Raw genomic sequence first — 20,055 nt, 5'->3', positions numbered from 1 at the left:
GGTGTGCTCCTCAGGATGGCCGGCTGGCTGCCGGTCGGTTCGGGCGGTCGGAGGCTTCAGCCTAACGACCGAGGCGACCCGGTATTGAGCACGGTCTCGGGCTCGACCACCTCGAAGGCACTGGGCTCCTCGATCGCCCGGCTCAGCACGGCCACGGCGTGCAGCTTCACGTCGTACGACGACAGGGCGCGTCGGTAGGACCCGACGTTCTCCCAGGTGGTGCTCAGCACCCACAGGGTGGGGTCGTCGACGTTGCGTCCGACGGTTCCGCCCACGTAGCCCTTCCCCCGGGCCAGCGTCGAGTGGGCGAGCTCGACGTCGGCGCGGAACGCCTCGGCGTCGACCTCGGGGACACGGAACCGGTTGACGACGATCACACCGCGACCCTAGCCAGCCTCAGATGAACCGTCGCAGTGGGCTGATCCGCGCACCTTTGTCGTTCCTGAACCCCAGCCGCCAGTAGGACATCAGGTCCATCCGGGCCCGGTTGGACGTCACGGCGCGGCGCAGGGCCTCCTGCAGCGGCGCCTTCGGGGTCCAGCCCCACGCCCAGAACATCGCCTGCCCGCCCTCGGCGTCCTCGAGCAGCAACTGGTTGCGGAACACCGCCAGGCCACGTCCGGAGACCCGACCAGCCTGGTAGCTCACCGAGCGCACCCGGGTGAGGTTGGCGAGGTCGACGCCGCCTCCCGGCCGCCGACTGCAGTCCTCGCGCCCCGACACCACCAGCCGGGTGCCGTCGATGACCACCCCGGGCGACAGTGCGATGAACGTCGCCATGCCGAGGGCGATGAGCGTCGCCAGCAGGAGCAGCGCCTCGACCCCGGGGTCCAGGCGCAGGAGCGCCGTCACCGCCAGGGCGAGGAGTGGCGGGACCGGGATCCAGGCGGCTCGGTAGTTCGCGTACTTCACCGGCCCACTCCGAGCCTGCGCACCTGGAGCACGCCGTCAGCGTAGACAGGTACGAGGGCTGCGCCTTGCGTTTTCGGAGTTTCGACGGGCCGGGACTCGCGCCGGCCACGTGTCGAGGAGTGCCGACCCAGCGAGGCATTTGACAATGATTCTCAATCGCCCTGAGAATCATTCTCATGCGGCTCCTGCTCGTCCTCGGCCTGCTGCTTGCCACCACGGCGTGCGGCTCGCTGGGCAACGACTCGGGGAAGGTGCGGGTCGCGGCGGGGTTCTACCCCCTTGCCTGGACCGCCGAGCGCATCGGCGGGCACCGCGTCGACGTCACCAACCTGACCCAGCCGGGTGCGGAGCCGCACGACCTCGAGCTGACCATCAAGGAGACCGTCGCGATCGCCGAGGCGGACCTGGTCGTCTACGAGAAGGGCTTCCAGCCGGCCGTCGACGACAGCGTCGCGCAGAACGCGCAGGGCGCCACCCTCGACGCGGCCACCGTCGCCGACCTCGAGCCCTTCGCGGACCAGCCCGACGAGCTCGACCCACACTTCTGGCAGGACCCGCTGCGCCTCGCCGACGTCGGCGACGCGATCGCCGCGGAGCTGTCGAAGGCGGACCCGAAGCACGCGGCGGCGTACGACGCCCACGCGCGCGCCCTGCGCCGGCAGCTCGTCGCCCTGGACCACGAGTACGCGACCGGGCTGGCCGACTGCGCCCGCCACACGATCGTGGCGACGCACGACGCCTTCGGCTACCTGCGCAAGTACGGCCTGCACGTCGAGCCGATCACCGGCCTCTCCCCGACGCCGAGCCGACGCCCGCCGACCTCGGGCGGCTCCAGGACCTGATCCGCTCCGACGGCATCACCACGGTGTTCTCCGAGACGCTGGTCAGCGCCAAGACCGCCGACACGCTGGCCCAGGACCTCGGCATCCACTCGGCGGTCCTCGACCCCATCGAGGGGCTCAGCGACCGGACGGCCGGCCAGGACTACCTCTCGCTCATGCACAGCAACCTCCAGGCCCTCGAGAAGGCGAACGGATGCCGATGAACGCCCCCCGCCTCGCACCCGACCAACACCTCCAGCCGGCCGACCCCGTGCACCTGGCCGACGGCGCCGTCTCCATCGGCGGGCGCCCGGTGCTGCGCGGCATCGACCTGGCGGTGCACTCCGGGGAGTTCCTCGCGCTGATGGGCGCCAACGGCTCCGGCAAGTCGACGCTGGTGCGCGCGCTGACCGGGCTGCACCCCCTGACGGCGGGCACGCTGGAGCTCTTCGGCGTCCCGCTGCCGGACTTCCACGACTGGCAGCGGATCGGCTTCGTGCCCCAGCGCGCCTCGGCCGCGTCTGGTGTGCCCGCCTCGGTGTGGGAGGTGGTCGCCTCCGGGCGGCTGACCCGGCGCCGCCTGCTGCGCCCGCTGAGCCGGGACGACCGCGCCGCCGTCGACGAGGCCCTGGCCGTGGTCGGGCTCACCGACCGCGCCCGCGACGGGGTCTCGCACCTCTCCGGCGGCCAGCAGCAGCGGGTCCTCATCGCCCGGGCCCTGGCCGGCCGGCCGGACCTGTTCTTCCTCGACGAGCCCAACGCCGGGGTCGACCTGGCCAACCAGCGGGCCCTGGCCGACGCGCTGGGCCACCTCAAGGGGCGCGGCGCCACCGTGGTCCTGGTGGCCCACGAGCTCGGCCCGATGGCACCGCTGGTCGACCGTGCGGTGGTGATGCGCGACGGCCGGATCGTCTACGACGGGCTGCCCCTCGACGACCACGCCGTCCCCCGGGTCGGCCTCGAGCCGGACCTCGGCGGGCACACGCACCACCGTGACGCCGCCCACCACGACCACACCCCGCACGTCGGCTCGCCCCTGGACGGCGACTCCGTGCGGAACGAGGGAGGGTCCTGATGGAGCTCTTCACCCTGGCCTTCATGCAGCGCGCGGTGCTCGCCGCGGTGTTCACCGGCCTCGCGGCCCCGGCGGTCGGCACCTACCTCGTGCAGCGCCGGCTGTCGCTGATGGGTGACGGCATCGGTCACGTGGCCGTGTCCGGCGTCGCCCTCGGTCTGCTCACCGGCACCTCCCCCACCTGGACCGCGGTGGTGGTGGCCGTGCTCGGCGCGGTCGCGATCGAGGTGATCCGCGAGCGCGGGCACGCGAACGGCGACGTGGCGCTGGCGCTGCTCTTCTACGGCGGCCTCGCCGGGGGTGTGCTCCTCACCGGCCTCGGCGGGCAGAGCGCCTCGCGGCTGCAGGAGTACCTCTTCGGCTCCATCACCACGATCTCCCGCACCGACGTGTGGGTCACGATCGTGCTGGCCGCGGTCGTGGTGGTCGTCTGCGTGGGCCTCGCCCCCAGCTCTTCGCCGTCGCGCAGGACCCGGAGTTCGCGAAGGTGGCCGGGCTCAACGTGCGCGTCTACAACGTGCTGGTGGCCGTGCTCGCCGCGGTCAGCGTCACGGTTGCCATGCGCACCGTCGGCCTGCTCCTCGTCTCGGCCCTGATGGTGGTCCCGGTGGCGACCGCCCAGCAGGTGACCCGGTCGTTCCGCACCACGCTGGCCGCCTCGATGGCGATCGGCACCGGCGCATCGCTGGGCGGCCTGGTCATTTCGGCGTTCGCGTCCTTCCACGCCCGGGTCGCACCCGGCCCGACGATCGTGCTGCTCGCCCTCGCCGGCTTCATGGTGACCTGGCCGCTGGGGGTGTTCCTCCGGTCCCGGCAGCGGCTGCGGGCCCCCTTCCCCGCCGGCCACCCCGACGAGCACGAGGTCACCGAGGGTCACCCCCACGAGCACGGGCCGACCTGCGGCCACGTCGCCGTACCGCACGAGGACCACGTGGACTACGTCCACGACGGTCACCGCCACGCACCCCACGGGACGCACTATGACGAGCACTGACCCCGGCCCGCTGCGGCCCACGCGCCAGCGCCGCGCCGTCGCGGAGGCACTCGCATCGTTCGCGGACTTCCGCTCCGCGCAGGAGATCCACGACCTGCTGCGGCAGCGCGGCGAGAAGGTCGGGCTGGCCACGGTCTACCGCACCCTGCAGAAGCTGGCCGATGCCGGCGAGGTCGACATGCTGCGCTCCGAGGACGGCGAGGCGGTCTACCGCCGGTGCTCCGAGAGCCACCACCACCACCTCGTGTGCCGCCACTGCGGGGCCACGGTGGAGGTGGAGGGGCCGGCCGTCGAGCGCTGGACCCGGTCGATGGCGGCCGAGCACGGGTATGCCGACGTCAGCCACACGCTGGAGATCTTCGGGAGCTGCCCGGCTTGCAGCTGAGCCTTCAGCTGGGCCTTCAGCTGGGCCGTCAGCTGGGCGCCCGGGCCGGCTGCGCGGGCTGCTCGACGTCGATCGGGATCCGGACCCGGAAGACGCTGCCGCAGCCCACCTCGCTGTCCACCTCGATCCGGCCCCCATGGCTCTCGACGATGGACCGGGTGATGCTCAGGCCGAGGCCCACGCCCTGGATGGACTGCTCCTCGGCGTGGCGGGCGCGGAAGAAGCGGGTGAAGAGCCGGGCCCGGTCGGTCGCCTCGATCCCGATCCCGGTGTCGGCCACCGCGAGGTCCAGCCGGTCTCCGTCGACGCCCAGCGAGACCCGGACCCGGCCGCCACCGGGCGTGTACTTCAGCGCGTTCGAGAGCAGGTTGTCGACCACCTGGGCCATCCGCTGGCGGTCGACGAAGACGGCCAGGGCGTCCGGGGCGTCGAGCTCGAGGTCGATGTCGGCCGCCTTGGCCGCCGGGGCAGCGGCCCGGATCGACTCACGGACGATCTCGCTCACGTCGGTGCTGGTGCGTACGACGTGCATCGGCCCCTCGTCCGCCTCGGCGGTGTGCAGCAGGTCGGCGACCAGACGGCGCAGCCGGTCGCTGTTGCGGTCCACCACCTCGAGCTGGGAGTGCACCTCCGGCGCCAGGTCCTCGCGCTCGCGCAGGATGCTGATGTAGCCCGAGATCGAGGTCAGCGGGGTGCGCAGCTCGTGGGAGACCGAGGCGACGAACTCGTCCTTGACCTGCAGCGCCCGCATGAAGTCGGTGACGTCCTTGTAGGCCAGCGCCGCGCCGACGAACCGCCCCTGCTCGTCACGCACCGATCTCGCCGACACCGAGAGCGCCCGACGGGTCAACGGGTCGTCGCCGACCCAGATCCGGCAGTCGTCGAACTCCTGGCCCCGGCTGGCGCGCAGGGTCGGCATCTCCTCCTGGAGCAGCGGCGTGGTGCCGTCGGCGGCGTACACATGACCGAGCTGGCCCGCCATCCCGTCGTGCCCGTCGGGATAGGCGAGCCGCATGAAGTCCTCGTGCCGGCGGTTCATCGACTGGTACCTCGCCTCGTGGTCCAGCAGGACCAGGCCGACGTCGACGGTGTCGAGGATGGCGTCGGAGACCCGGCGCTGGTGCTCGATCGTCTCCAGGGCCGACGCCAGCTCCACCCGGCCGGCCTCCGCCTCGTCCCGGCCGGCTCGTACCCGCTCGAGCGCCGAGGCGATCGCGAGTGCGGTCCAGGCCACGACCACGACGATCATCAGCGAGCGGGAGACGGTCACGCCGTTCAGGCCGAAGTAGGCGAGGCCGGGGACGACCAGGAGGAACGTGGCCGCGGCGACGGCCACTACTGCGCCCGCCCGGCCGAGCAGCCGACCCAGCCAGAGGGCCGGGACGACCGCGAGGATGCCGGCACCCGTGCTCTGCACGTCCAGCCGCGACAGCCCGAGGGCCGCGAGGTCGAGGACCGGGAGGACGGCGACGCTCCACGCCGGCACGCGCTCCCAGGGCACCACGACCGAGGCCAGGCACGCCACCAGCGTCACCACGAAGCCGACCGCCGGCCAGGACGTGACCCCCGGGAACGCACCGTCCACGTGACGGAGCACGAGGTCGAGCACGAAGAGGGCCGCGAACACGCCCTGCAGCATCCGGGGGTCCGGCGCGTCGGAGAAGAGGAGCCGGCCCGAGAGCCCCGGCCCGCGTCGGGGTGCCTTCACCTCAGACATCGGTTCTCCTCGCCACGAGCCACAGCGCTCAGGATCGCAGAGTTGCGCACGCCACCGCCGACGAAACGCTCAGGCCAGCGGCTCGGCGCCGCCGTACCTGCGGTCGCGGCGTGCGTAGGTCTCGATCGCGGCCCACAGGTGGCGACGGTCGACGTCGGGCCAGAGCACGTCGGAGAAGACGAGCTCGGAGTACGCCGCCTGCCAGAGCATGAAGTTCGAGAGCCGCTGCTCCCCCGACGTCCGCCAGATCAGGTCCGCGTCGCTCTGCTCGGGGACGTAGAGGTGGCGTGCGAAGACCTTCTCGTCGACCTTCTCCGCGTTCAGGCGGCCCGCAGCGACCTCGCGGGCGATGGAGCGGGCGGTGTCGGCGAGCTCCGCGCGACCGCCGTAGTTGACGCACATCGTCAACGTCAGGACGTCGTTGTCCCGGGTCAGCTGCTCGGCGACCTGGAGCTCGCGGATGACCGACTTCCACAGGCGCGGGGCGCGCCCGGCCCAGCGGACCCGCACCCCGAGCTCGTGCATCTCGTCGCGACGGCGGCGGATGACGTCGCGGTTGAAGCCCATCAGGAACTTGACCTCGTCGGGCGAGCGGGACCAGTTCTCGGTGGAGAAGGCGTAGGCGGAGACCGCCTTCACGCCGATCTCGATGGCGCCCTCGACCACGTCGAAGAGGGAGTGCTCGCCCCGCTCGTGGCCGGCGGTGCGGGGCAGCCCCCGCTCCTTGGCCCAGCGTCCGTTGCCGTCCATCACCACGGCGACGTGCCGGGGCACCAGGTCGCGCGGCACGGCGGGTGGTCGGGCACCCGAGGGGTGCGGGGTCGGCGGCCTGACGGGTCGTCTCACGCAGGCGAGCCTACTTCTGGACGACCCCGGCCTCCTCGAGCACCAGCCCCTCCATCTCGGCGAGCACCTCCTGCGGCGGCACCACCTCGATGGGGCACTTCGCGTGGTGCAGCAGGGCGCGGGCCGTGCCACCGAGGTGGGAGGTCAGCGGGAGGCCGTGGGCACGGCGGACGATGACCATCAGGTCCGCGGCGTCCCCGGCTCGCAGCAGTGCGCGCACCGGCTGCTCGTGCACGACCGCGAGCTCGACCTCCACGTCGGGGTGGCTGCGCCGGAACATCTCGAGCAGCGGGTCGATCTGGCCCTCGATCTCCTTGACCCGGTCGTTGGTGTGGGTGCGTGCCTCGACGATGTCGTCGTAGGAGCCCGGCAGCTTCCAGGCGTGCAGCACCACCAGCCGTCCACCACGGGCCTCGGCCGCCGCGAAGGCCCGGCCGAGCAGCTCGGTGGAGTGCGCCGGCGACCTCACTCCGACGACGACGCGGCCACGCGGCTCGGCGGCGGACCAGGCCGGTGGCACCGACACGACCGGACAGGTGGCCCGTCCGGCGGCCCCGATCGTCGTCGACCCGGTGAAGACGGCCTCCGCCAGCGAGTGGTGCTCCCTCCCGAGGACGACCAGACGAGCGTCCTCGGCCGCCTCCAGCAGGGTCGAGACGGTGGGTCCGGAGCGCAGCTCGCTGGTGGTCTCGCACGACGGATCGGTCTCGCCGACCAGTGCCGCCCCCTCGCGGAGGATGCGCCGTCCGACCTGCTCGAAGTCGTCCCTGATCAGGGGCAGCATGGGCGTGGTGGGGGTGTAGTCCGGCGTCACGTGGACCAGGCGCACGCCGGTGCCGAGCCGCCCGGCCTCGGCGACGGCGTACCTCACCGCGGTGAGGCTGCCCGAGGAGCCGTCCACGCCCACGACCACCGGAGGCGTCGAGGTGCCCGTCATCGTTGTCCCCTCTCCGGCGGCGTCACCTCGATGCTGCGCGGAGGGCAGCCTCCCCGGCAGGGGCGTTCTTCGTCCGGGCGGGGACCAACGGCCCTCGATGCGCCGGGGCGGTCTCACCAGTCGGCCCGGCCGCCCCCTGTACCGGCCGGCCCGACTGGCTCCGAGATCGCGGTGACGCTACGTCACACGCGATGTCGCGAATCATAGGCGCTGCGAGGCCCTCCTGCGTACCCTCCTCAGGGTGGCAACCCCGAGCGGATGGCGGACGCGCTGGTCCGGATGAACGAGGGCCTGCTGCTCGAGGCGTTCGGGCGGCCGCCCTACCCCGACGACGACGGGGTCACAGCGACCATGTGCGAGGTGTGGATCTCCACGATCCACGGCCGCGAGGCTCTCGACTCCTCGGACTGACCGGCCGGCTCAGCGCTCGACGTGCTCGAGCGAGCGCAGGGCCCGCTCGAGGTGCCAGGCGAGGTACGCCGACACCAGTCCACTGGCCTCCCGCAGGTGTCGCGCGTCGGTCGTCTCGACCACGGGCCAGTCCCCCGCCAGCAGCGCACCGAGGACCACGACCGTCTCCGGCGCGGGGCTGACCGAGCCGGGCATCCGGCACGTCGTGCAGAGCATTCCGCCCATCGACGGGTTGAACCACCGGTGCGTGTTCCCTGTGGTGGGCAGGGTGCCGCAGCGGGCGCAGTGCTCGAAGGACGGGGCGTAGCCCGCCACCGCCAGCGAGCGCAGCAGGTAGGAGTCGAGCACCTGACCGGGTCCGCGGTCCCCCGCCACCATCGCTCGGAGTCCGCCGACGAGCAGCAGGAAGTGCTGGACGGACGGCTCCTTCTCCTCCGCGACCAGGCGGTCGGCGGTCTCGAGCATCACCGTGCCGGCGGTGTAGCGGTCGTAGTGCTGGCCCAGGCCGGAGGAGAACGGCGTGATCGTCTCGGCCTGGGTGATGACGTCGAGGTTGCGCCCCTCGGCGAGCTGGAGGTCGACGTGGGTGAACGGCTCCAGCCGGGAGCCGAAGCGTGAGGTGGTGCGGCGTACGCCCTTGGCGACCGCGCGGACCCGCCCGTGGTGGCGGGTCAGCAGCGTGACGATGCGGTCGGCCTCACCCAGCTTGTGGGTGCGCAGCACGATCGCCTCGTCACGGTAGAGCACTGCACCATTCTCCCCCGCGACCCTCGTCGGCCTGCAGGTGGCGCCAACCGCCTCGCGTGTCGGCTCCGATGTCGGCTCCGGTGTCGACCGGGAGCCGTCAGCGGCCGGTCCGCCGCTGCCGCCGCGGGGCCTTCCAGCAGCCGAGGGCGAAGCCGACCGCCGCCCGGTTGAGCCGGTCGGGGGCGACCCGCCACTCCAGGATGCTGTGGGCGCGCACGAACGTCGCGCGGGGCATCTCCTCGGCGAGCATGGCGGCGTCCGCGGCCGGGTGGATCGGGTCTATCGGGTGCCCCACCACAAGTGCCGGCGCCTGGATGCCCCGCCGCTGCCTCGACGACGGGGCGACCCGGCCGAAGAACAGGCCGTGGACGACCGCCGCGACCGACTCCGCACGCTGGTCGAGCGTGTCGAGCCCGATCCCCACCCAGAACGGGACCAGCCCCCGCGGGATCGGACGGGTCAACAGCCGCAGGCCGTTGACGGTGAACGGCAGGAAGCGCGCCGCGAAGAGCAGCGGGCCGAAGGTCAGGATGCCGGCCTCCAGGGCGTTGTTGAGCACCGGCATCTCGATGATCAGGCCGCGCACCCGCTCGGGCGCGATCACGGCCACCTCGAGCGAGACGTTGGCGCCGAGCGAGGTGCCCCCGATCACCGCCTGCGGCGCTCCGAGGTGGTCGAGCAGGGCCACGACCTGCTCCCCGAAGGCCGTCATCGAGTAGAGCAGCGGATCTGCCGGCCGGTCCGAGCGGCCGTGGCCGAGGAGGTCGAGGGTGACCACGTGCAGGCCCTCGGCGGCGAGCGCGCGGGCCAGCGGCTGGTGCATGCGTCGGGGCATCAGCTGGCCGTGCAGCAGCACGACCCAGGCGTCCCCGGAGCCGTACTCGGTGTACTCCAGGCGGTCGCGGCCGGAGTCACCCTCGACGAAGAACTGCCCAATGCGCTCGGAGACCAGCATGTCCAGCAATGTAGTTGCTCCCCGTGGCCCCGGCTGGGACCTTTCTCCCCGTGGACCTCACCCGCATCGAGACCTACTACGACACCGTCCCCCGCGCGGTGGCCACCGTCGAGGAGGTCGGCCCCTTCACGCTCTTCCTCGCCGACCCGGCCACGGGCTGGCGGTTCTACGCCCGGCCGCGGCTCGGGGCGGAGCCCGACGTGACCCCGGAGGACGTGCGCCGGGTGCTGGGCCGGCAGGCCGAGCTGGGGGTGCCGCGGGCCCTGGAGTGGGTCGACGAGGTCACGCCCGCGCTGCTCCCGGCCGTCCGCGCCGCCGGGCGCGACCCCATGTCGTGCCCGCTCCTCGTGCTGCCCGAGGACGCGACGCTGCCCGCGTGCGACCCGTCGACGAGGGTGCTCACGTCTGACGACCCCGACCTTCCGCTGGTCCTCGGCGCCGTGAGCGCAGCCTTCCGTGGCCGCGACCAGGTGGTGGGGAAGGAGCCGGGCCGCCAGGTCGAGATGATCGCGCAGGGGTTGCTGGTCGTCGTCGCGGCGTACGACGCCTCGGGTGCCGTGGTGGGCGGCGGCTCGGCCGCCCCGCGCGGGGACGTCGCCGAGCTGATGGGCATCGCCGTGGTCCCCTCGGCGCGCCGGCGCGGGCTCGGCGCCGCCGTCACCGCGCGACTCGTGACCGCCTGCCACGAGGCGGGCGTCCGCACCGTGTTCCTCTCCGCTGCGACGGACGAGGCCGCCGGCGTCTACCGCGCCCTCGGCTTCGAGCGGCGGGCCACCGCCTGCATCCTGGCCGTCGAGGACTGACCAGGACGCCGGCCGGTAGGTCAGCCGCGGTTGACGGCGCTGGTGACGGCCTTGAGCGACGCGGTCACGATGTTGGGGTCGAGCCCGACGCCCCACAGCACCCGGTCGCCGACGAGGCACTCGACGTACGCCGCCGCGATCGCGTCGCCACCCGAGGAGAGGGCGTGCTCGGCGTAGTCGAGGACGCGGACGTCGAAACGGGTCTCGCCATCGGCGCCGGGCAGCTCGTTGATCGCGTTGACGAACGCCGCGATCGGACCGTTGCCGCTGCCCTCGAGGGTCCGCATCTCGCCGTCCACGTAGACGTTGACCGTGAGCTTGTCCTTCTCCCCCGCCGCCGAGGACGTGTGCACGGAGTTGAGCTTCAGCGGAGCCTCGCGGTGGAGGTACTCGTCGGAGAAGACCGTCCAGATCTCGTCCGGCGACATCTCGCCGCCCTCGGTGTCGGTGCGCTCCTGCACGACCCGGCTGAACTCGATCTGCGCGCGACGCGGCAGGTCCAGCTTGTGCTCGGCCTTGAGGATGTAGGACACTCCGCCCTTGCCGGACTGGCTGTTGACCCGGATCACCGCCTCGTAGGAGCGGCCCACGTCCTTCGGGTCGATCGGCAGGTACGGCGCCTCCCACGGCAGCTGGCCCACCGGGACGCCCTGCTCGGCGGCCCGCCGGTCGAGGTCCTCCAGGCCCTTCTTGATCGCGTCCTGGTGGGAGCCGGAGAACGCCGTGTAGACCAGGTCGCCCGCGTAGGGGTGGCGCGGGTGGACCGGCAGCTGGGTGCAGTACTCCACCGTGCGCCGGATCTCGTCGATGTCGGAGAAGTCGATCATCGGGTCGACGCCCTGGCTGAAGAGGTTCATCCCCAGCGTCACCAGGCAGACGTTGCCGGTGCGCTCGCCGTGGCCGAACAGGCAGCCCTCGACCCGGTCCGCGCCGGCCATCATGGCCAGCTCGGTGGCGGCCACGGCGGTGCCGCGGTCGTTGTGGGGGTGCAGGCTGATCACCGTGCTCTCACGACGGGTGAGCTGGCGGGAGAACCACTCGATCTGGTCGGCGTAGACGTTCGGGGTCGCGGACTCGACGGTCGCGGGCAGGTTGAGGATGATCTCGCGACCGTCCTCGGGCTGCCACACGTCGGAGACCGCCTCGCAGACCTCGAGGCTGAACGGCAGCTCGGTGGAGGTGAAGATCTCGGGGCTGTACTCGAAGCCGATGACGGTCATGTCCAGGTAGGACTCGCCGTACTTCATCACCATCTCGGTGCCGCGGGTCGCGATCGCCTTGACCTCGTCCTTGCCGGCGTGGAAGACGACCCGGCGGAAGAGGGGGGCCAGCGCGTTGTAGAGGTGGACGTTGGCCCGGGGTACGCCGACCAGCGACTGCACGCTGCGCTCGATCAGGTCCTCGCGTGCCTGGGTGAGCACCGAGATCGTGACGTCGTCGGGGATCTTGTCCTGCTCGATCAGCTGACGCACGAACGCGAAGTCGGTCTCGGAGGCCGACGGGAAGCCGACCTCGATCTCCTTGTAGCCCATCCGGACCAGGAGCTCGAACATCTTCATCTTGCGGGCCGGGGTCATCGGGTCGATGAGGGCCTGGTTGCCGTCGCGCAGGTCGGTCGAGAGCCAACGCGGCGCCTCGGTGATCGTCCTGGCGGGCCAGGTGCGGTCCGGCAGGTCGATCGGCGGGTAGGCCCGGTAGCGGTCGACGGGCATGCCGCTGGGCTTCTGGCCGTAGCGGATGTCGAAGGAGCTGCTGGTCATGATTCCTCGCTGGTGCGTCTGGGTCGGGCGCCGGTCGCGCAGCAACACTCCGCAGCGAGGGGGTCCGGCTGTGGCTCAGACCTCGCTGCGGCAACCAAGGAGGAGGCGGCGCATCATGACCCGTTCACGATAGCCCACCGTTCCCGCGGGGTAGGACGGCCGTCTCACGGCTCGGGCTCGGTCTCGCGGGTCTCGCCGTCAGCCAGGTGTCGGTCCAGGCCCTCGAGGCGTCGTTCGATGGCCGCGAGCCGGTCCAGGATCTGCCGCTCGACCGCCTCCTCCCGCTCCTCGATCGGCTCCTCGTCCTCGCGGACGAACAGCGACGCGAGGGCGGCGCTGATCAGGGACAGCAGCAGGAAGCCCGCCACCATCAGGACCGCGGAGGTGACGGCACCCCCCACGGTCTCCGGCGACCCCTCGACGAAGCCGACCGTCGTCTCAGCCCCAGCGCCCACCAGAGCCCCTCCCAGTAGCTGCCGACCGTGCGGGACTCGAAGGCCGCCACCGCTCCGGCGCCCACCAGGAGCACCGCCATCGCGACGATCACGCCCGGCAGCGTCACGCTGCGCCGTAGTGGTGGCATCCGCATGCCGTCCACGATAGGGGCGGGCCCGGCACCGGTGCATGACACGATCGGCTCCATGACCGAGGTTGACGACCGGACCATGCGCGAGCGGATGCTCGCGGGAGACCCCTACATCGCCGACGACCCCGACCTCGCCGCCGAGAGCATCCGGGCCCGGGTGCTCTGCCACCGGCTCGGGCAGCTGAGCCCGGACGCGGGACTCGAGCGGCGGGAGCTGCTCGTCGAGCTGCTCGGCGCGATCGGCGAGGACACCGACATCCGGCCGCCGTTCCAGTGCGACTACGGCTACCAGACCTCCCTCGGCGCGCGGACGTTCGTGAACTTCGGCCTGGTCTGCCTCGACGTCGCGAGGGTGACGATCGGCGACGACGTGCAGATCGGCCCGAACGTGCAGCTGCTGACCCCCACCCACCCGGTGGAGCCCGGCCCCCGTCGCGAGAAGTGGGAGGGGGCGGCGCCGATCACCATCGGCGACAACGTGTGGCTCGGCGGCGGCGTCATCGTCTGCCCCGGAGTCACGATCGGGGAGAACACCGTCGTCGGCGCCGGAGCTGTCGTCACCCGGGACCTGCCGGCGAACGTCGTCGCGGTCGGCAACCCGGCCAGGGTCGTCAGGACGCTGGACGCCTGACGATGACGAGCGCGACCGTGGGCCGCGCCCGACCGGCTGGCCTCAGCCCGCCAGCATCATCCCCACGAAGAGCGCGCCGAGGGCGGTCAGGCCGGTGAGGGCGCCCCAGACGGCCATCCCCCTCTTCGAGGTCGCGCGGGCGTGCAGGTAGGCGGTCAAGCCGGAGGCGAGCACGAGGACGTACTTCAGCGACAGCGTGTGCTGGAACGCCGCACTGTTGTCGTCGGCGGCGATCACGTTCCACACGCCGGTGAGCACCAGCACCCCGAAGGCGGGCCAGGCGATCCGGTTGAACGCGTTGGCCGCGGCCTTGGGCACGTCGGTCCCCGCGGCTCGCAGGGCCGGCACCAGTGCGGCCAGGGTGATCTGGCCGCCGACCCAGACGGTCGCGGCGAGCACGTGGAGGAACAGGCGGATGGTCTCGAGATCGACGGTCTTCACGGGGAGCAGCCTGCCAGCAGGTGCGGCAGGATCTGACGCGTGCCCCGGCTCCTGATCGTCCACCACTCCCCCACACCGCTCGTGCGGGCGCTCACCGACGCCGTCGTGGCCGGCGCGCACGACGACGCGATCGAGGACGTCGAGGTCGTGGTGCGCCCGGCGCTCGAGGCGTCCGCCGCCGACGTGCTCGCCGCCGACGGCTACCTGCTCGGCACGACCGCGAACTTCGGCTACATGAGCGGGGCGCTCAAGCACTTCTTCGACACGATCTTCCTCGAGGCCGGCGGCGCCCTCACCGACGACGGGTCGGCGGGCAGTGTCGGCGGTGGCAAGCGGCCCTACGGGCTGTGGGTGCACGGGCGCTACGACACCACCGGCGCGGTGCGCTCGGTGCAGTCGATCGTGGGCGCGCTGCCGTGGCGCCAGGCCGCGGAGGTGCTCGAGGTCCTGGGTGACGTGGGCGAGCAGGAGCGTGCCGCGGCGTACGAGCTCGGCGGCACCCTGGCGGCGCTCCTTGCCGGCTGAGCGCCGACGGTACGATCTCGGACACATCAGTCCGAACCACCGAGGAGGGGCCGTGCCGCACGTCCGCGCGCTCGCCGTACCCCTCCTGCTGCCTCTTCTGCTGGCCGTCGCCGCGCCCCTGCTCCTCGGTGGCTGCACCGGCGACACCGCCCAGGGCACCAACGCCGACCCCGCCCAGCTGGACTCCGTCGAGACGCCCGAGCTCGGTGCCTGCCGGGTGCTGACGCCGGACGACGTGGCGCAGCCCACCAACGCCACCCGCGTCGTCGACTGCGGACAGCCGCACACCGCACAGACCTACGCCGTCGGCGAGCTGCCGAGCTCCCTGCAGGATGCCGACTACGACTCCAAGGACCTCGGCGCGTGGGCCTACCGGACCTGCTCGAAGAAGTTCATGGGCTTCCTCGGCGCCGACGAGAGCCTGGTGATGCGGACCGTGGTCAGCTGGGCGTGGTTCCGCCCGTCGGAGAAGGCCTGGAACGACGGGGCGCGCTGGTACCGCTGCGACGTCGTGGGCGGCGGTGACCAGAGCAAGCAGTACATCGACCTCCCGCAGGACGCCAAGGGGTTGTTCCTCGGCGGCAAGCCGGTGGACGGCTGGTTGGTGTGCGCGAGCGGCGACACGGTGGCCGGGTCGGTCAAGATCCCCTGCTCCCAGAAGCACGACTGGCGCGCCGTCACCACCATCAAGCTCGGCGACGAGGGCGACCCGTATCCCGGTGACCGGCTGGTCCAGGTCCGGACCCGCGACTTCTGCACGGAGTCGGTCGGCGCGTGGCTGGGCTACCCCGTCAGCTACGACATCGGCTACACGTGGTTCCACGAGGCCGAGTGGCAGGCGGGCAACCGTCGCTCGGTCTGCTGGGCGAAGACGGACCAGTGAAGCGCCTGCTGGCCCTCGCGGCCCTCCTCCTCACCGTCTCCGGCTGCACCGGCGGCGGCGACCAGTCCGCCTCGTCCACGCCGTCGGCGTCGCCCGGCGGCTCGAGCGCCTCGGAGAGCCCCTCTGCGAAACCGACCCGCGCGCGGCCGCCCAAGCCCCCGCGGGACCGGGCCTGCTACCGGCTGACCTACGACGAGGCCGTGGCGCCGACGTCCGACGTGCGCAGCGTCGCCTGCACCGGCACCCACACCTCGATGACGTACGCCGTCGGCGGGCTCGACGCCGTCGTCGACGGGCACCTGCTGGCGGTGGACTCCAAGCGCGTGCAGGCGCAGGTCGCGTCCGAGTGCCCGCGGCGGCTGCCCTCGTTCCTGGGTGGCACCCTCGACGACCTGCACCTGAGCATGCTGCGTGCCGTGTGGTTCACCCCGACGGTCGAGACCTCGGACGCCGGGGCCGACTGGTTCCGCTGCGACGTGATCGCGGTGGCCGCCGACGGCCGGCTGGCGCCGCTGACGACCCGGATGGCCGGCGTCCTCGGCACCACCGAGGGCCGCGACCGGTTCGGCATGTGCGGCACCGCCCAGCCGGGCACCTCCGACTTCCACCGGGTCGTCTGCTCGAGCAACCACAGCTGGCGTGCCATCCGCGTCGTGCACTTCTCGAGCACCAACTACCCCGGGCCGGGCGCCGCCCAGCAGGCCGGGCAGACCATCTGCAAGGACGCCGGCCAGTCCGCGGCCTCCGACACGCTCGACTTCACCTGGAGCTACGAGTGGCCCACCGCCCAGCAGTGGGCGAACGGGCAGAACTACGGTCTCTGCTGGGTGCCCGACTGACCGCTCGGACCACCGACCCACCCACACCCGCGCGACCCGATCTCGAGGAGCCGCATGAGCTGGACGCACGACGACCTGCCCGACCTCACCGGCCGCACCGCGGTGGTGACCGGGGCGAACTCCGGCATCGGGCTCCACACCGCCCGCCGGCTGGCGGAGCACGGGGCGAGCGTGGTGCTGGCCTGCCGCAACGTGGAGTCCGCGCAGCAGGCGGCGGCCACGATGCAGGCTGGTTCCGACGGTGCCACCCGGGTCGAGCCCCTCGACCTGGCCTCGCTCAGCTCGGTGCGTGACTTCGCCGCTCGCTGGCAGGGACCGCTCGACCTGCTGGTCAACAACGCCGGCGTGATGACCCCGCCGCACTACCGGGAGACCGAGGACGGCTTCGAGCTCCAGCTCGGCACCAACCACCTCGGTCACTTCGCCCTCACCGGCCTGCTGCTGCCGGCCCTGCTCGAGTCGGCCGCTCCGCGCGTGGTCACCGTCTCCTCGATCGCCCACCACGACGGACGTCCCACGGTCCTCGAGGGCAACCCGGAGTCGACGTACCAGCCCCAGCGCGCCTACGGGAACAGCAAGCTGGCGAACCTGCTCTTCGCCCGCGAGCTCCACAAGCGGGCCACCGCCGCGGCCTCCCCGCTGGTCTCCACGGCAGGCCATCCGGGGGTCTCGGCCACCGAGCTCGTCGCCGATCCCAACGGCATGGGCTCCCGGCGGATCGTGCGCCTCGCCGCGCCGTACGTGATGCCGCTGCTGTTCCAGTCCGCCGCCGCCGGCGCCAACCCCACCCTGTACGCCGCCACCGCCGCGGCGCCTGGCTCGTACACCGGCCCGCAGTGGCTGCGCGAGACCCGCGGCCCGATCGGTCCGGCGAAGCTCAGCCGCTACGCCCAGGACGACGAGCTGGCGCTGAAGCTGTGGGAGCTCAGCGAGCTGAGGACGGGCGTGGAGCTCGCGCTCTGATCAGAAGCCCAGCTTGCGCAGCTGCCGCGGGTCGCGCTGCCAGTCCTTGGCGATCTTGACGTGCAGGTCGAGGTAGACGGGGTGCCCAGCAGCGCCTCGATCTGCTTGCGGGCCTCGGTGCCGACCTTGCGCAGCCGCGACCCCTTGGGGCCGATCATGATGCCCTTCTGGGAGTCCCGCTCGACGTAGAGGTTGGCGTGGATGTCGAGCAGCGGCTTGTCCTCGGCTCGTCCTCACGCAGGCCCATCTCCTCGACCACGACGGCCACCGAGTGCGGGAGCTCGTCGCGCAGCCCGTCCCAGCGCCGCCTCGCGGATCAGCTCCGCGACCATGATCCCTCGGGTGCGTCGGTGAGGTCACCCTCGGGGTAGAGCTGCGGGCCCTCGGGCAGCAGCCCGACGAGCAGCTCCTCGAGCAGGGAGACCTGGTCGCCGGCCTTGGCCGACACCGGCACGATCTCCGCCCACTCGGCACCGGTCTCGGCCCCGAGCTTCTGGATGTCGAGCAGGTGCAGGCCGATCTGCTCGGGGTCGCCAGGTCGGTCTTCGTGGCGACGGCGACCTTCCTGGTCCGCTTGATCTTCGCCATCTCGTTGACGATGAAGCGGTCGCCGGGGCCGATCTTCTCGTTGGCCGGGAAGCACACCGCGACCACGTCGACCTCCGAGAGCGTGGTCTTCACCAGGTCGTTGAGCCGCTCCCCGAGCAGGGTCCGCGGCCGGTGCAGGCCGGGGGTGTCGACCAGGATCAGCTGGGCTCCTCGCGATGCACGATGCCGCGCACCACCGTCCGGGTGGTCTGCGGCTTGTCGGAGTGATCGCCACCTTGGTGCCGACCAGCGCGTTGGTCAGCGTCGACTTGCCGGCGTTGGGCCGGCCGACGAACGACGCGAACCCGCTCCGGTGGGGTGATCGAGCCTCACTCATGTCGTGCCCTCGCCTCGTCGTAGTCGCCCAGATCTGGTCGTCGTCCTTGCCTGCCATCTTGCCCGCCCGCCAGATCGGGCCCGGTCCACCGCTCGCGGCTGCCGCTTGGCCACCCGCGCCAGTAGCCCATCACGTCGTACGCCCGTGCTCGGCAGCCGGCGCTCACGCATCAGGTGCTTGCGGATCGCCCGCATCTGCGCGACTCCCCCGCCATCCAGAAGTAGCCCTCGCCGGTCGGCCAGTCGATGGCCTCCACGACGGACGCCAGGCCGCTGGACGTGTCGGACGGAGGCTCGAGCCAGGTCACCTCGGCGCCGCCCGCAGGTAGCCGGCCCCCCGCAGCACGTCCCCGTCGGGCACCTCCGCCCAGATCCGGGTCGGGACCCGGACCGGGCCACCGTCTCCGCGATCCGTGCCATGGCGGGCATCGCGGTCAGGTCGCCCACCAGCAGCAGCCACTCCGCAGAGTCCGGCATCGCGAAGGAGCCCTTGGCCTCGGTGATCGTCACGGTGTCCCCCACGCACTCGCGGGCGGCCCACTCGGTGACCAGCCCGACCTCGTGGACGACGACGTCGAGGACCAGCTCGCCCCGTCCCACGACCGCCCGTGTAGTAGCGGCTCTGGAACTGCTGCGGCCGACCAGCCCGACCCACTCGTCGGGGATGCCGGTGCTCTCGAACGCGGCGAGGCCCGGGCCGCCGAGGGTCAGCCGACCAGGTGCGGGGTGAGCTGCTCACGGCGCAGGACCTGCGCGTCGTACTGCCTGGCTCTCGTGCTCACCGGCCAAGGCTATGCGCCGACCCGCCGCCGGGCGACGACGGGTCGGCGTGGCTCAGAAGGTGTGCCGCAGCGGGTAGCCGCTCTCGCCCCGGGCGTCGGTCTTGGTTGCCAGCACGTGGTGGAGCTGGATCTCGTTGCGCTCGAAGGCCAGCCGCGAGCCGGCCATGTAGAGGCCCCACACCCGCGCGGTCCCCTCGCCCACCTCGGCGACGCACTCGTCCCAGTTGTCGACCAGGTTGCGGCACCAGCCGGCCAGGGTCTTGGCGTAGTGCACGCGGAAGTTCTCCTCGTGCTGGACCTCGAGACCCGCGTCCTGGACGTCGGTGATGATGCTCCGGAGCCGATCAGCTCCGTCGGGAAGACGTAGCGGTCGATGAACGCCCCGGTGCTGCGTGCGATGTTGTCGTGCCGGGTGATGCAGTGGTTGAGCAGCCGGCCCTGCGGGCGCAGCTTGTCGCGGATGAAGCCGAAGTACGCCGGGTAGTTGCGGACGCCGATGTGCTCCGTCAGGCCGATCGAGGAGATCGCGTCGAAGTCGCCCTCCTCGACGAGGCGGTAGTCCTGGAAGCGCACCTCGGCGAGGTGGTCGAGCCCCTGTGCCTTGATCGCCTCCTGGGCCCAGGCCGCCTGCTCACGCGACAGGGTCACCCCGATCACGTTGACGCCGTACTCCCGGGCGGCGTGGCGCACCATCCCGCCCCAGCCGCAACCGATGTCGAGCAGCCGCTGCCCGGGCTGGAGGCCCAGCTTGCGCGCGACCAGGTCGTACTTCTCGGTCTGCGCCTCCTCCAGGGTGGCGTCCGCGCTCGGGTAGACGGCGCACGTGTAGGTCATCGACGGGCCGAGCACCATCTCGTAGAACCGGTTCGAGACGTCGTAGTGGTGGTGGATCACCTCGGCGTCGCGAGCCATCGAGTGGCGCACGCCCTCCATCACCCGGCGCCAGCGCGGCAGGTGCTCCTGCGGGGGCGGCGGCGGGGGCTTGAGGTTGGACAGGCCCAGCCCGCGCAGCAGGGCGATCGCCTCGCCGGCCGCGGGCTTGCGGAACCGCAGGTGGTTCTGCAGCAGCTTGAGTGCCTCGTAGGGGTCGCCCGGGTGCACACCGACGACCTGCAGGT

21 protein-coding genes and 3 pseudogenes are annotated in these 20,055 nt (G+C 72.1%); 12 read left to right on the top strand and 12 right to left on the bottom strand.

What is annotated here, in order from left to right; translation table 11 throughout:
* Window positions 1-56 precede the first annotated feature (56 nt).
* Complete coding sequence (locus H0S67_RS09455) at window positions 57-377, bottom strand: antibiotic biosynthesis monooxygenase family protein (protein ID WP_180936377.1); 321 nt, start codon at window positions 375-377, stop codon at window positions 57-59.
* A 19-nt stretch (window positions 378-396) separates the two neighbouring features.
* Entirely contained in the window at window positions 397-912 is a 516-nt protein-coding gene (locus H0S67_RS09450) for a hypothetical protein (RefSeq protein WP_180936376.1), read from the bottom strand.
* 176 nt (window positions 913-1,088) lie between these two features.
* Here H0S67_RS09450 and H0S67_RS09445 point away from each other — a divergent pair.
* The 5 genes and pseudogenes from H0S67_RS09445 to H0S67_RS09430 all read left to right on the top strand — a co-directional run bounded on the left by H0S67_RS09445 (window position 1,089) and on the right by H0S67_RS09430 (window position 4,187).
* A pseudogene (locus tag H0S67_RS09445) lies at window positions 1,089-1,957 on the top strand (metal ABC transporter substrate-binding protein).
* Window positions 1,954-2,808: a metal ABC transporter ATP-binding protein gene (locus H0S67_RS09440; RefSeq protein ID WP_180936375.1), complete on the top strand. Its 855-nt coding sequence runs from the start codon at window positions 1,954-1,956 to the stop codon at window positions 2,806-2,808. The pseudogene H0S67_RS09445 and the gene H0S67_RS09440 overlap by 4 nt, the downstream one beginning before the upstream one ends.
* Window positions 2,808-3,404, top strand: a complete 597-nt coding sequence (locus H0S67_RS27295) for a metal ABC transporter permease (protein ID WP_343050432.1) — start codon at window positions 2,808-2,810, stop codon at window positions 3,402-3,404. Before H0S67_RS09440 ends, H0S67_RS27295 begins: the two co-directional genes overlap by 1 nt.
* Window positions 3,296-3,802, top strand: a complete 507-nt coding sequence (locus H0S67_RS27290) for a metal ABC transporter permease (RefSeq protein ID WP_343050430.1) — start codon at window positions 3,296-3,298, stop codon at window positions 3,800-3,802. Before H0S67_RS27295 ends, H0S67_RS27290 begins: the two co-directional genes overlap by 109 nt.
* Window positions 3,789-4,187: a Fur family transcriptional regulator gene (locus tag H0S67_RS09430; protein WP_180936374.1), complete on the top strand. Its 399-nt coding sequence runs from the start codon at window positions 3,789-3,791 to the stop codon at window positions 4,185-4,187. The genes H0S67_RS27290 and H0S67_RS09430 overlap by 14 nt, the downstream gene beginning before the upstream one ends.
* A gap of 28 nt (window positions 4,188-4,215) precedes the next feature.
* Here the strand turns inward: H0S67_RS09430 and H0S67_RS09425 are convergent, their stop codons facing one another.
* The 3 genes from H0S67_RS09425 to H0S67_RS09415 form a co-directional block, all read right to left on the bottom strand.
* The gene (locus H0S67_RS09425) at window positions 4,216-5,904 is read right to left on the bottom strand and encodes a sensor histidine kinase (RefSeq protein ID WP_180936373.1); all 1,689 of its coding nucleotides are present in this window, start codon (window positions 5,902-5,904) and stop codon (window positions 4,216-4,218) included.
* 69 nt (window positions 5,905-5,973) lie between these two features.
* Window positions 5,974-6,750, bottom strand: a complete 777-nt coding sequence (locus tag H0S67_RS09420; RefSeq protein WP_180936372.1) for an isoprenyl transferase — start codon at window positions 6,748-6,750, stop codon at window positions 5,974-5,976.
* 10 nt (window positions 6,751-6,760) lie between these two features.
* The gene (locus H0S67_RS09415; RefSeq protein ID WP_180936371.1) at window positions 6,761-7,687 is read right to left on the bottom strand and encodes a universal stress protein; all 927 of its coding nucleotides are present in this window, start codon (window positions 7,685-7,687) and stop codon (window positions 6,761-6,763) included.
* 258 nt (window positions 7,688-7,945) lie between these two features.
* Here H0S67_RS09415 and H0S67_RS09410 point away from each other — a divergent pair, with 258 nt between their 5' ends.
* A complete protein-coding gene (locus tag H0S67_RS09410) occupies window positions 7,946-8,098 on the top strand; it encodes a hypothetical protein (RefSeq protein ID WP_180936370.1) in 153 nt (50 codons plus the stop codon).
* A 9-nt stretch (window positions 8,099-8,107) separates the two neighbouring features.
* On the opposite strand, the gene recO is transcribed toward H0S67_RS09410, so the two are convergent.
* The gene (gene recO / locus H0S67_RS09405) at window positions 8,108-8,845 is read right to left on the bottom strand and encodes a DNA repair protein RecO (RefSeq protein WP_180936369.1); all 738 of its coding nucleotides are present in this window, start codon (window positions 8,843-8,845) and stop codon (window positions 8,108-8,110) included.
* A 97-nt stretch (window positions 8,846-8,942) separates the two neighbouring features.
* Window positions 8,943-9,800 (bottom strand): alpha/beta fold hydrolase, encoded by an 858-nt coding sequence (locus H0S67_RS09400; RefSeq protein ID WP_180936368.1) that lies wholly within the window; start codon window positions 9,798-9,800, stop codon window positions 8,943-8,945.
* 50 nt (window positions 9,801-9,850) lie between these two features.
* Between H0S67_RS09400 and H0S67_RS09395 the strand changes: the two genes are divergently transcribed.
* A complete protein-coding gene (locus H0S67_RS09395; RefSeq protein ID WP_180936367.1) occupies window positions 9,851-10,603 on the top strand; it encodes a GNAT family N-acetyltransferase in 753 nt (250 codons plus the stop codon).
* 20 nt (window positions 10,604-10,623) lie between these two features.
* Here the strand turns inward: H0S67_RS09395 and leuA are convergent, their stop codons facing one another.
* Window positions 10,624-12,363, bottom strand: coding sequence for a 2-isopropylmalate synthase (gene leuA, locus H0S67_RS09390; protein WP_180936366.1), 1,740 nt, complete (start codon window positions 12,361-12,363; stop codon window positions 10,624-10,626).
* Window positions 12,364-12,527: 164 nt separating this feature from the next.
* Complete coding sequence (locus H0S67_RS09385) at window positions 12,528-12,818, bottom strand: hypothetical protein (RefSeq protein WP_180936365.1); 291 nt, start codon at window positions 12,816-12,818, stop codon at window positions 12,528-12,530.
* A 186-nt stretch (window positions 12,819-13,004) separates the two neighbouring features.
* Between H0S67_RS09385 and H0S67_RS09380 the strand changes: the two genes are divergently transcribed.
* Complete coding sequence (locus H0S67_RS09380) at window positions 13,005-13,580, top strand: sugar O-acetyltransferase (RefSeq protein ID WP_180936364.1); 576 nt, start codon at window positions 13,005-13,007, stop codon at window positions 13,578-13,580.
* 42 nt (window positions 13,581-13,622) lie between these two features.
* On the opposite strand, the gene H0S67_RS09375 is transcribed toward H0S67_RS09380, so the two are convergent.
* Entirely contained in the window at window positions 13,623-14,021 is a 399-nt protein-coding gene (locus H0S67_RS09375) for a hypothetical protein (protein WP_180936363.1), read from the bottom strand.
* A 39-nt stretch (window positions 14,022-14,060) separates the two neighbouring features.
* Here H0S67_RS09375 and H0S67_RS09370 point away from each other — a divergent pair, with 39 nt between their 5' ends.
* Genes H0S67_RS09370 through H0S67_RS09355 form a run of 4 tightly spaced genes read left to right on the top strand, consistent with a single transcriptional unit; the run spans window position 14,061 to window position 17,231 of the window.
* On the top strand, window positions 14,061-14,546 hold the full coding sequence (locus H0S67_RS09370; protein ID WP_180936362.1) for a flavodoxin family protein: 486 nt from the start codon (window positions 14,061-14,063) through the stop codon (window positions 14,544-14,546).
* Window positions 14,547-14,598: 52 nt separating this feature from the next.
* Window positions 14,599-15,429: a septum formation family protein gene (locus H0S67_RS09365; RefSeq protein WP_246355249.1), complete on the top strand. Its 831-nt coding sequence runs from the start codon at window positions 14,599-14,601 to the stop codon at window positions 15,427-15,429.
* Window positions 15,426-16,268, top strand: coding sequence for a septum formation family protein (locus H0S67_RS09360; protein ID WP_246355248.1), 843 nt, complete (start codon window positions 15,426-15,428; stop codon window positions 16,266-16,268). Before H0S67_RS09365 ends, H0S67_RS09360 begins: the two co-directional genes overlap by 4 nt.
* A gap of 54 nt (window positions 16,269-16,322) precedes the next feature.
* Window positions 16,323-17,231, top strand: coding sequence for an oxidoreductase (locus H0S67_RS09355; protein ID WP_180936361.1), 909 nt, complete (start codon window positions 16,323-16,325; stop codon window positions 17,229-17,231).
* On the opposite strand, the pseudogene era reads toward H0S67_RS09355, so the two are convergent.
* Together era and H0S67_RS28045 are read right to left on the bottom strand one after the other, a co-directional pair.
* A pseudogene (gene era, locus H0S67_RS09350) lies at window positions 17,232-18,286 on the bottom strand (GTPase Era).
* A gap of 703 nt (window positions 18,287-18,989) precedes the next feature.
* Window positions 18,990-19,849, bottom strand: a pseudogene (locus tag H0S67_RS28045) (class I SAM-dependent methyltransferase).
* Between the last annotated feature and the right edge of the window lie 206 nt (window positions 19,850-20,055).

It is taken from the genome of Nocardioides ungokensis (genome assembly GCF_013466985.1).
Lineage (GTDB): Bacteria > Actinomycetota > Actinomycetes > Propionibacteriales > Nocardioidaceae > Nocardioides > Nocardioides ungokensis.
This window is presented reverse-complemented; position numbering and strand designations above follow the sequence as displayed.

Excerpts from the sequence above, each read along its gene's own strand:
- H0S67_RS09440 (WP_180936375.1), top strand. The coding sequence starts at position 1,954 with ATGAACGCCCCCCGCCTCGCACCCGACCAACACCTCCAGCCGGCCGAC.
- H0S67_RS09430 (WP_180936374.1), top strand. The coding sequence starts at position 3,789 with ATGACGAGCACTGACCCCGGCCCGCTGCGGCCCACGCGCCAGCGCCGC.
- leuA (WP_180936366.1), bottom strand. The coding sequence starts at position 12,363 with ATGACCAGCAGCTCCTTCGACATCCGCTACGGCCAGAAGCCCAGCGGC.
- H0S67_RS09425 (WP_180936373.1), bottom strand. The coding sequence starts at position 5,904 with ATGTCTGAGGTGAAGGCACCCCGACGCGGGCCGGGGCTCTCGGGCCGG.
- H0S67_RS09400 (WP_180936368.1), bottom strand. The coding sequence starts at position 9,800 with ATGCTGGTCTCCGAGCGCATTGGGCAGTTCTTCGTCGAGGGTGACTCC.
- H0S67_RS09410 (WP_180936370.1), top strand. The coding sequence starts at position 7,946 with ATGGCGGACGCGCTGGTCCGGATGAACGAGGGCCTGCTGCTCGAGGCG.
- H0S67_RS09415 (WP_180936371.1), bottom strand. The coding sequence starts at position 7,687 with ATGACGGGCACCTCGACGCCTCCGGTGGTCGTGGGCGTGGACGGCTCC.
- H0S67_RS09355 (WP_180936361.1), top strand. The coding sequence starts at position 16,323 with ATGAGCTGGACGCACGACGACCTGCCCGACCTCACCGGCCGCACCGCG.
- H0S67_RS09380 (WP_180936364.1), top strand. The coding sequence starts at position 13,005 with ATGACCGAGGTTGACGACCGGACCATGCGCGAGCGGATGCTCGCGGGA.
- H0S67_RS27295 (WP_343050432.1), top strand. The coding sequence starts at position 2,808 with ATGGAGCTCTTCACCCTGGCCTTCATGCAGCGCGCGGTGCTCGCCGCG.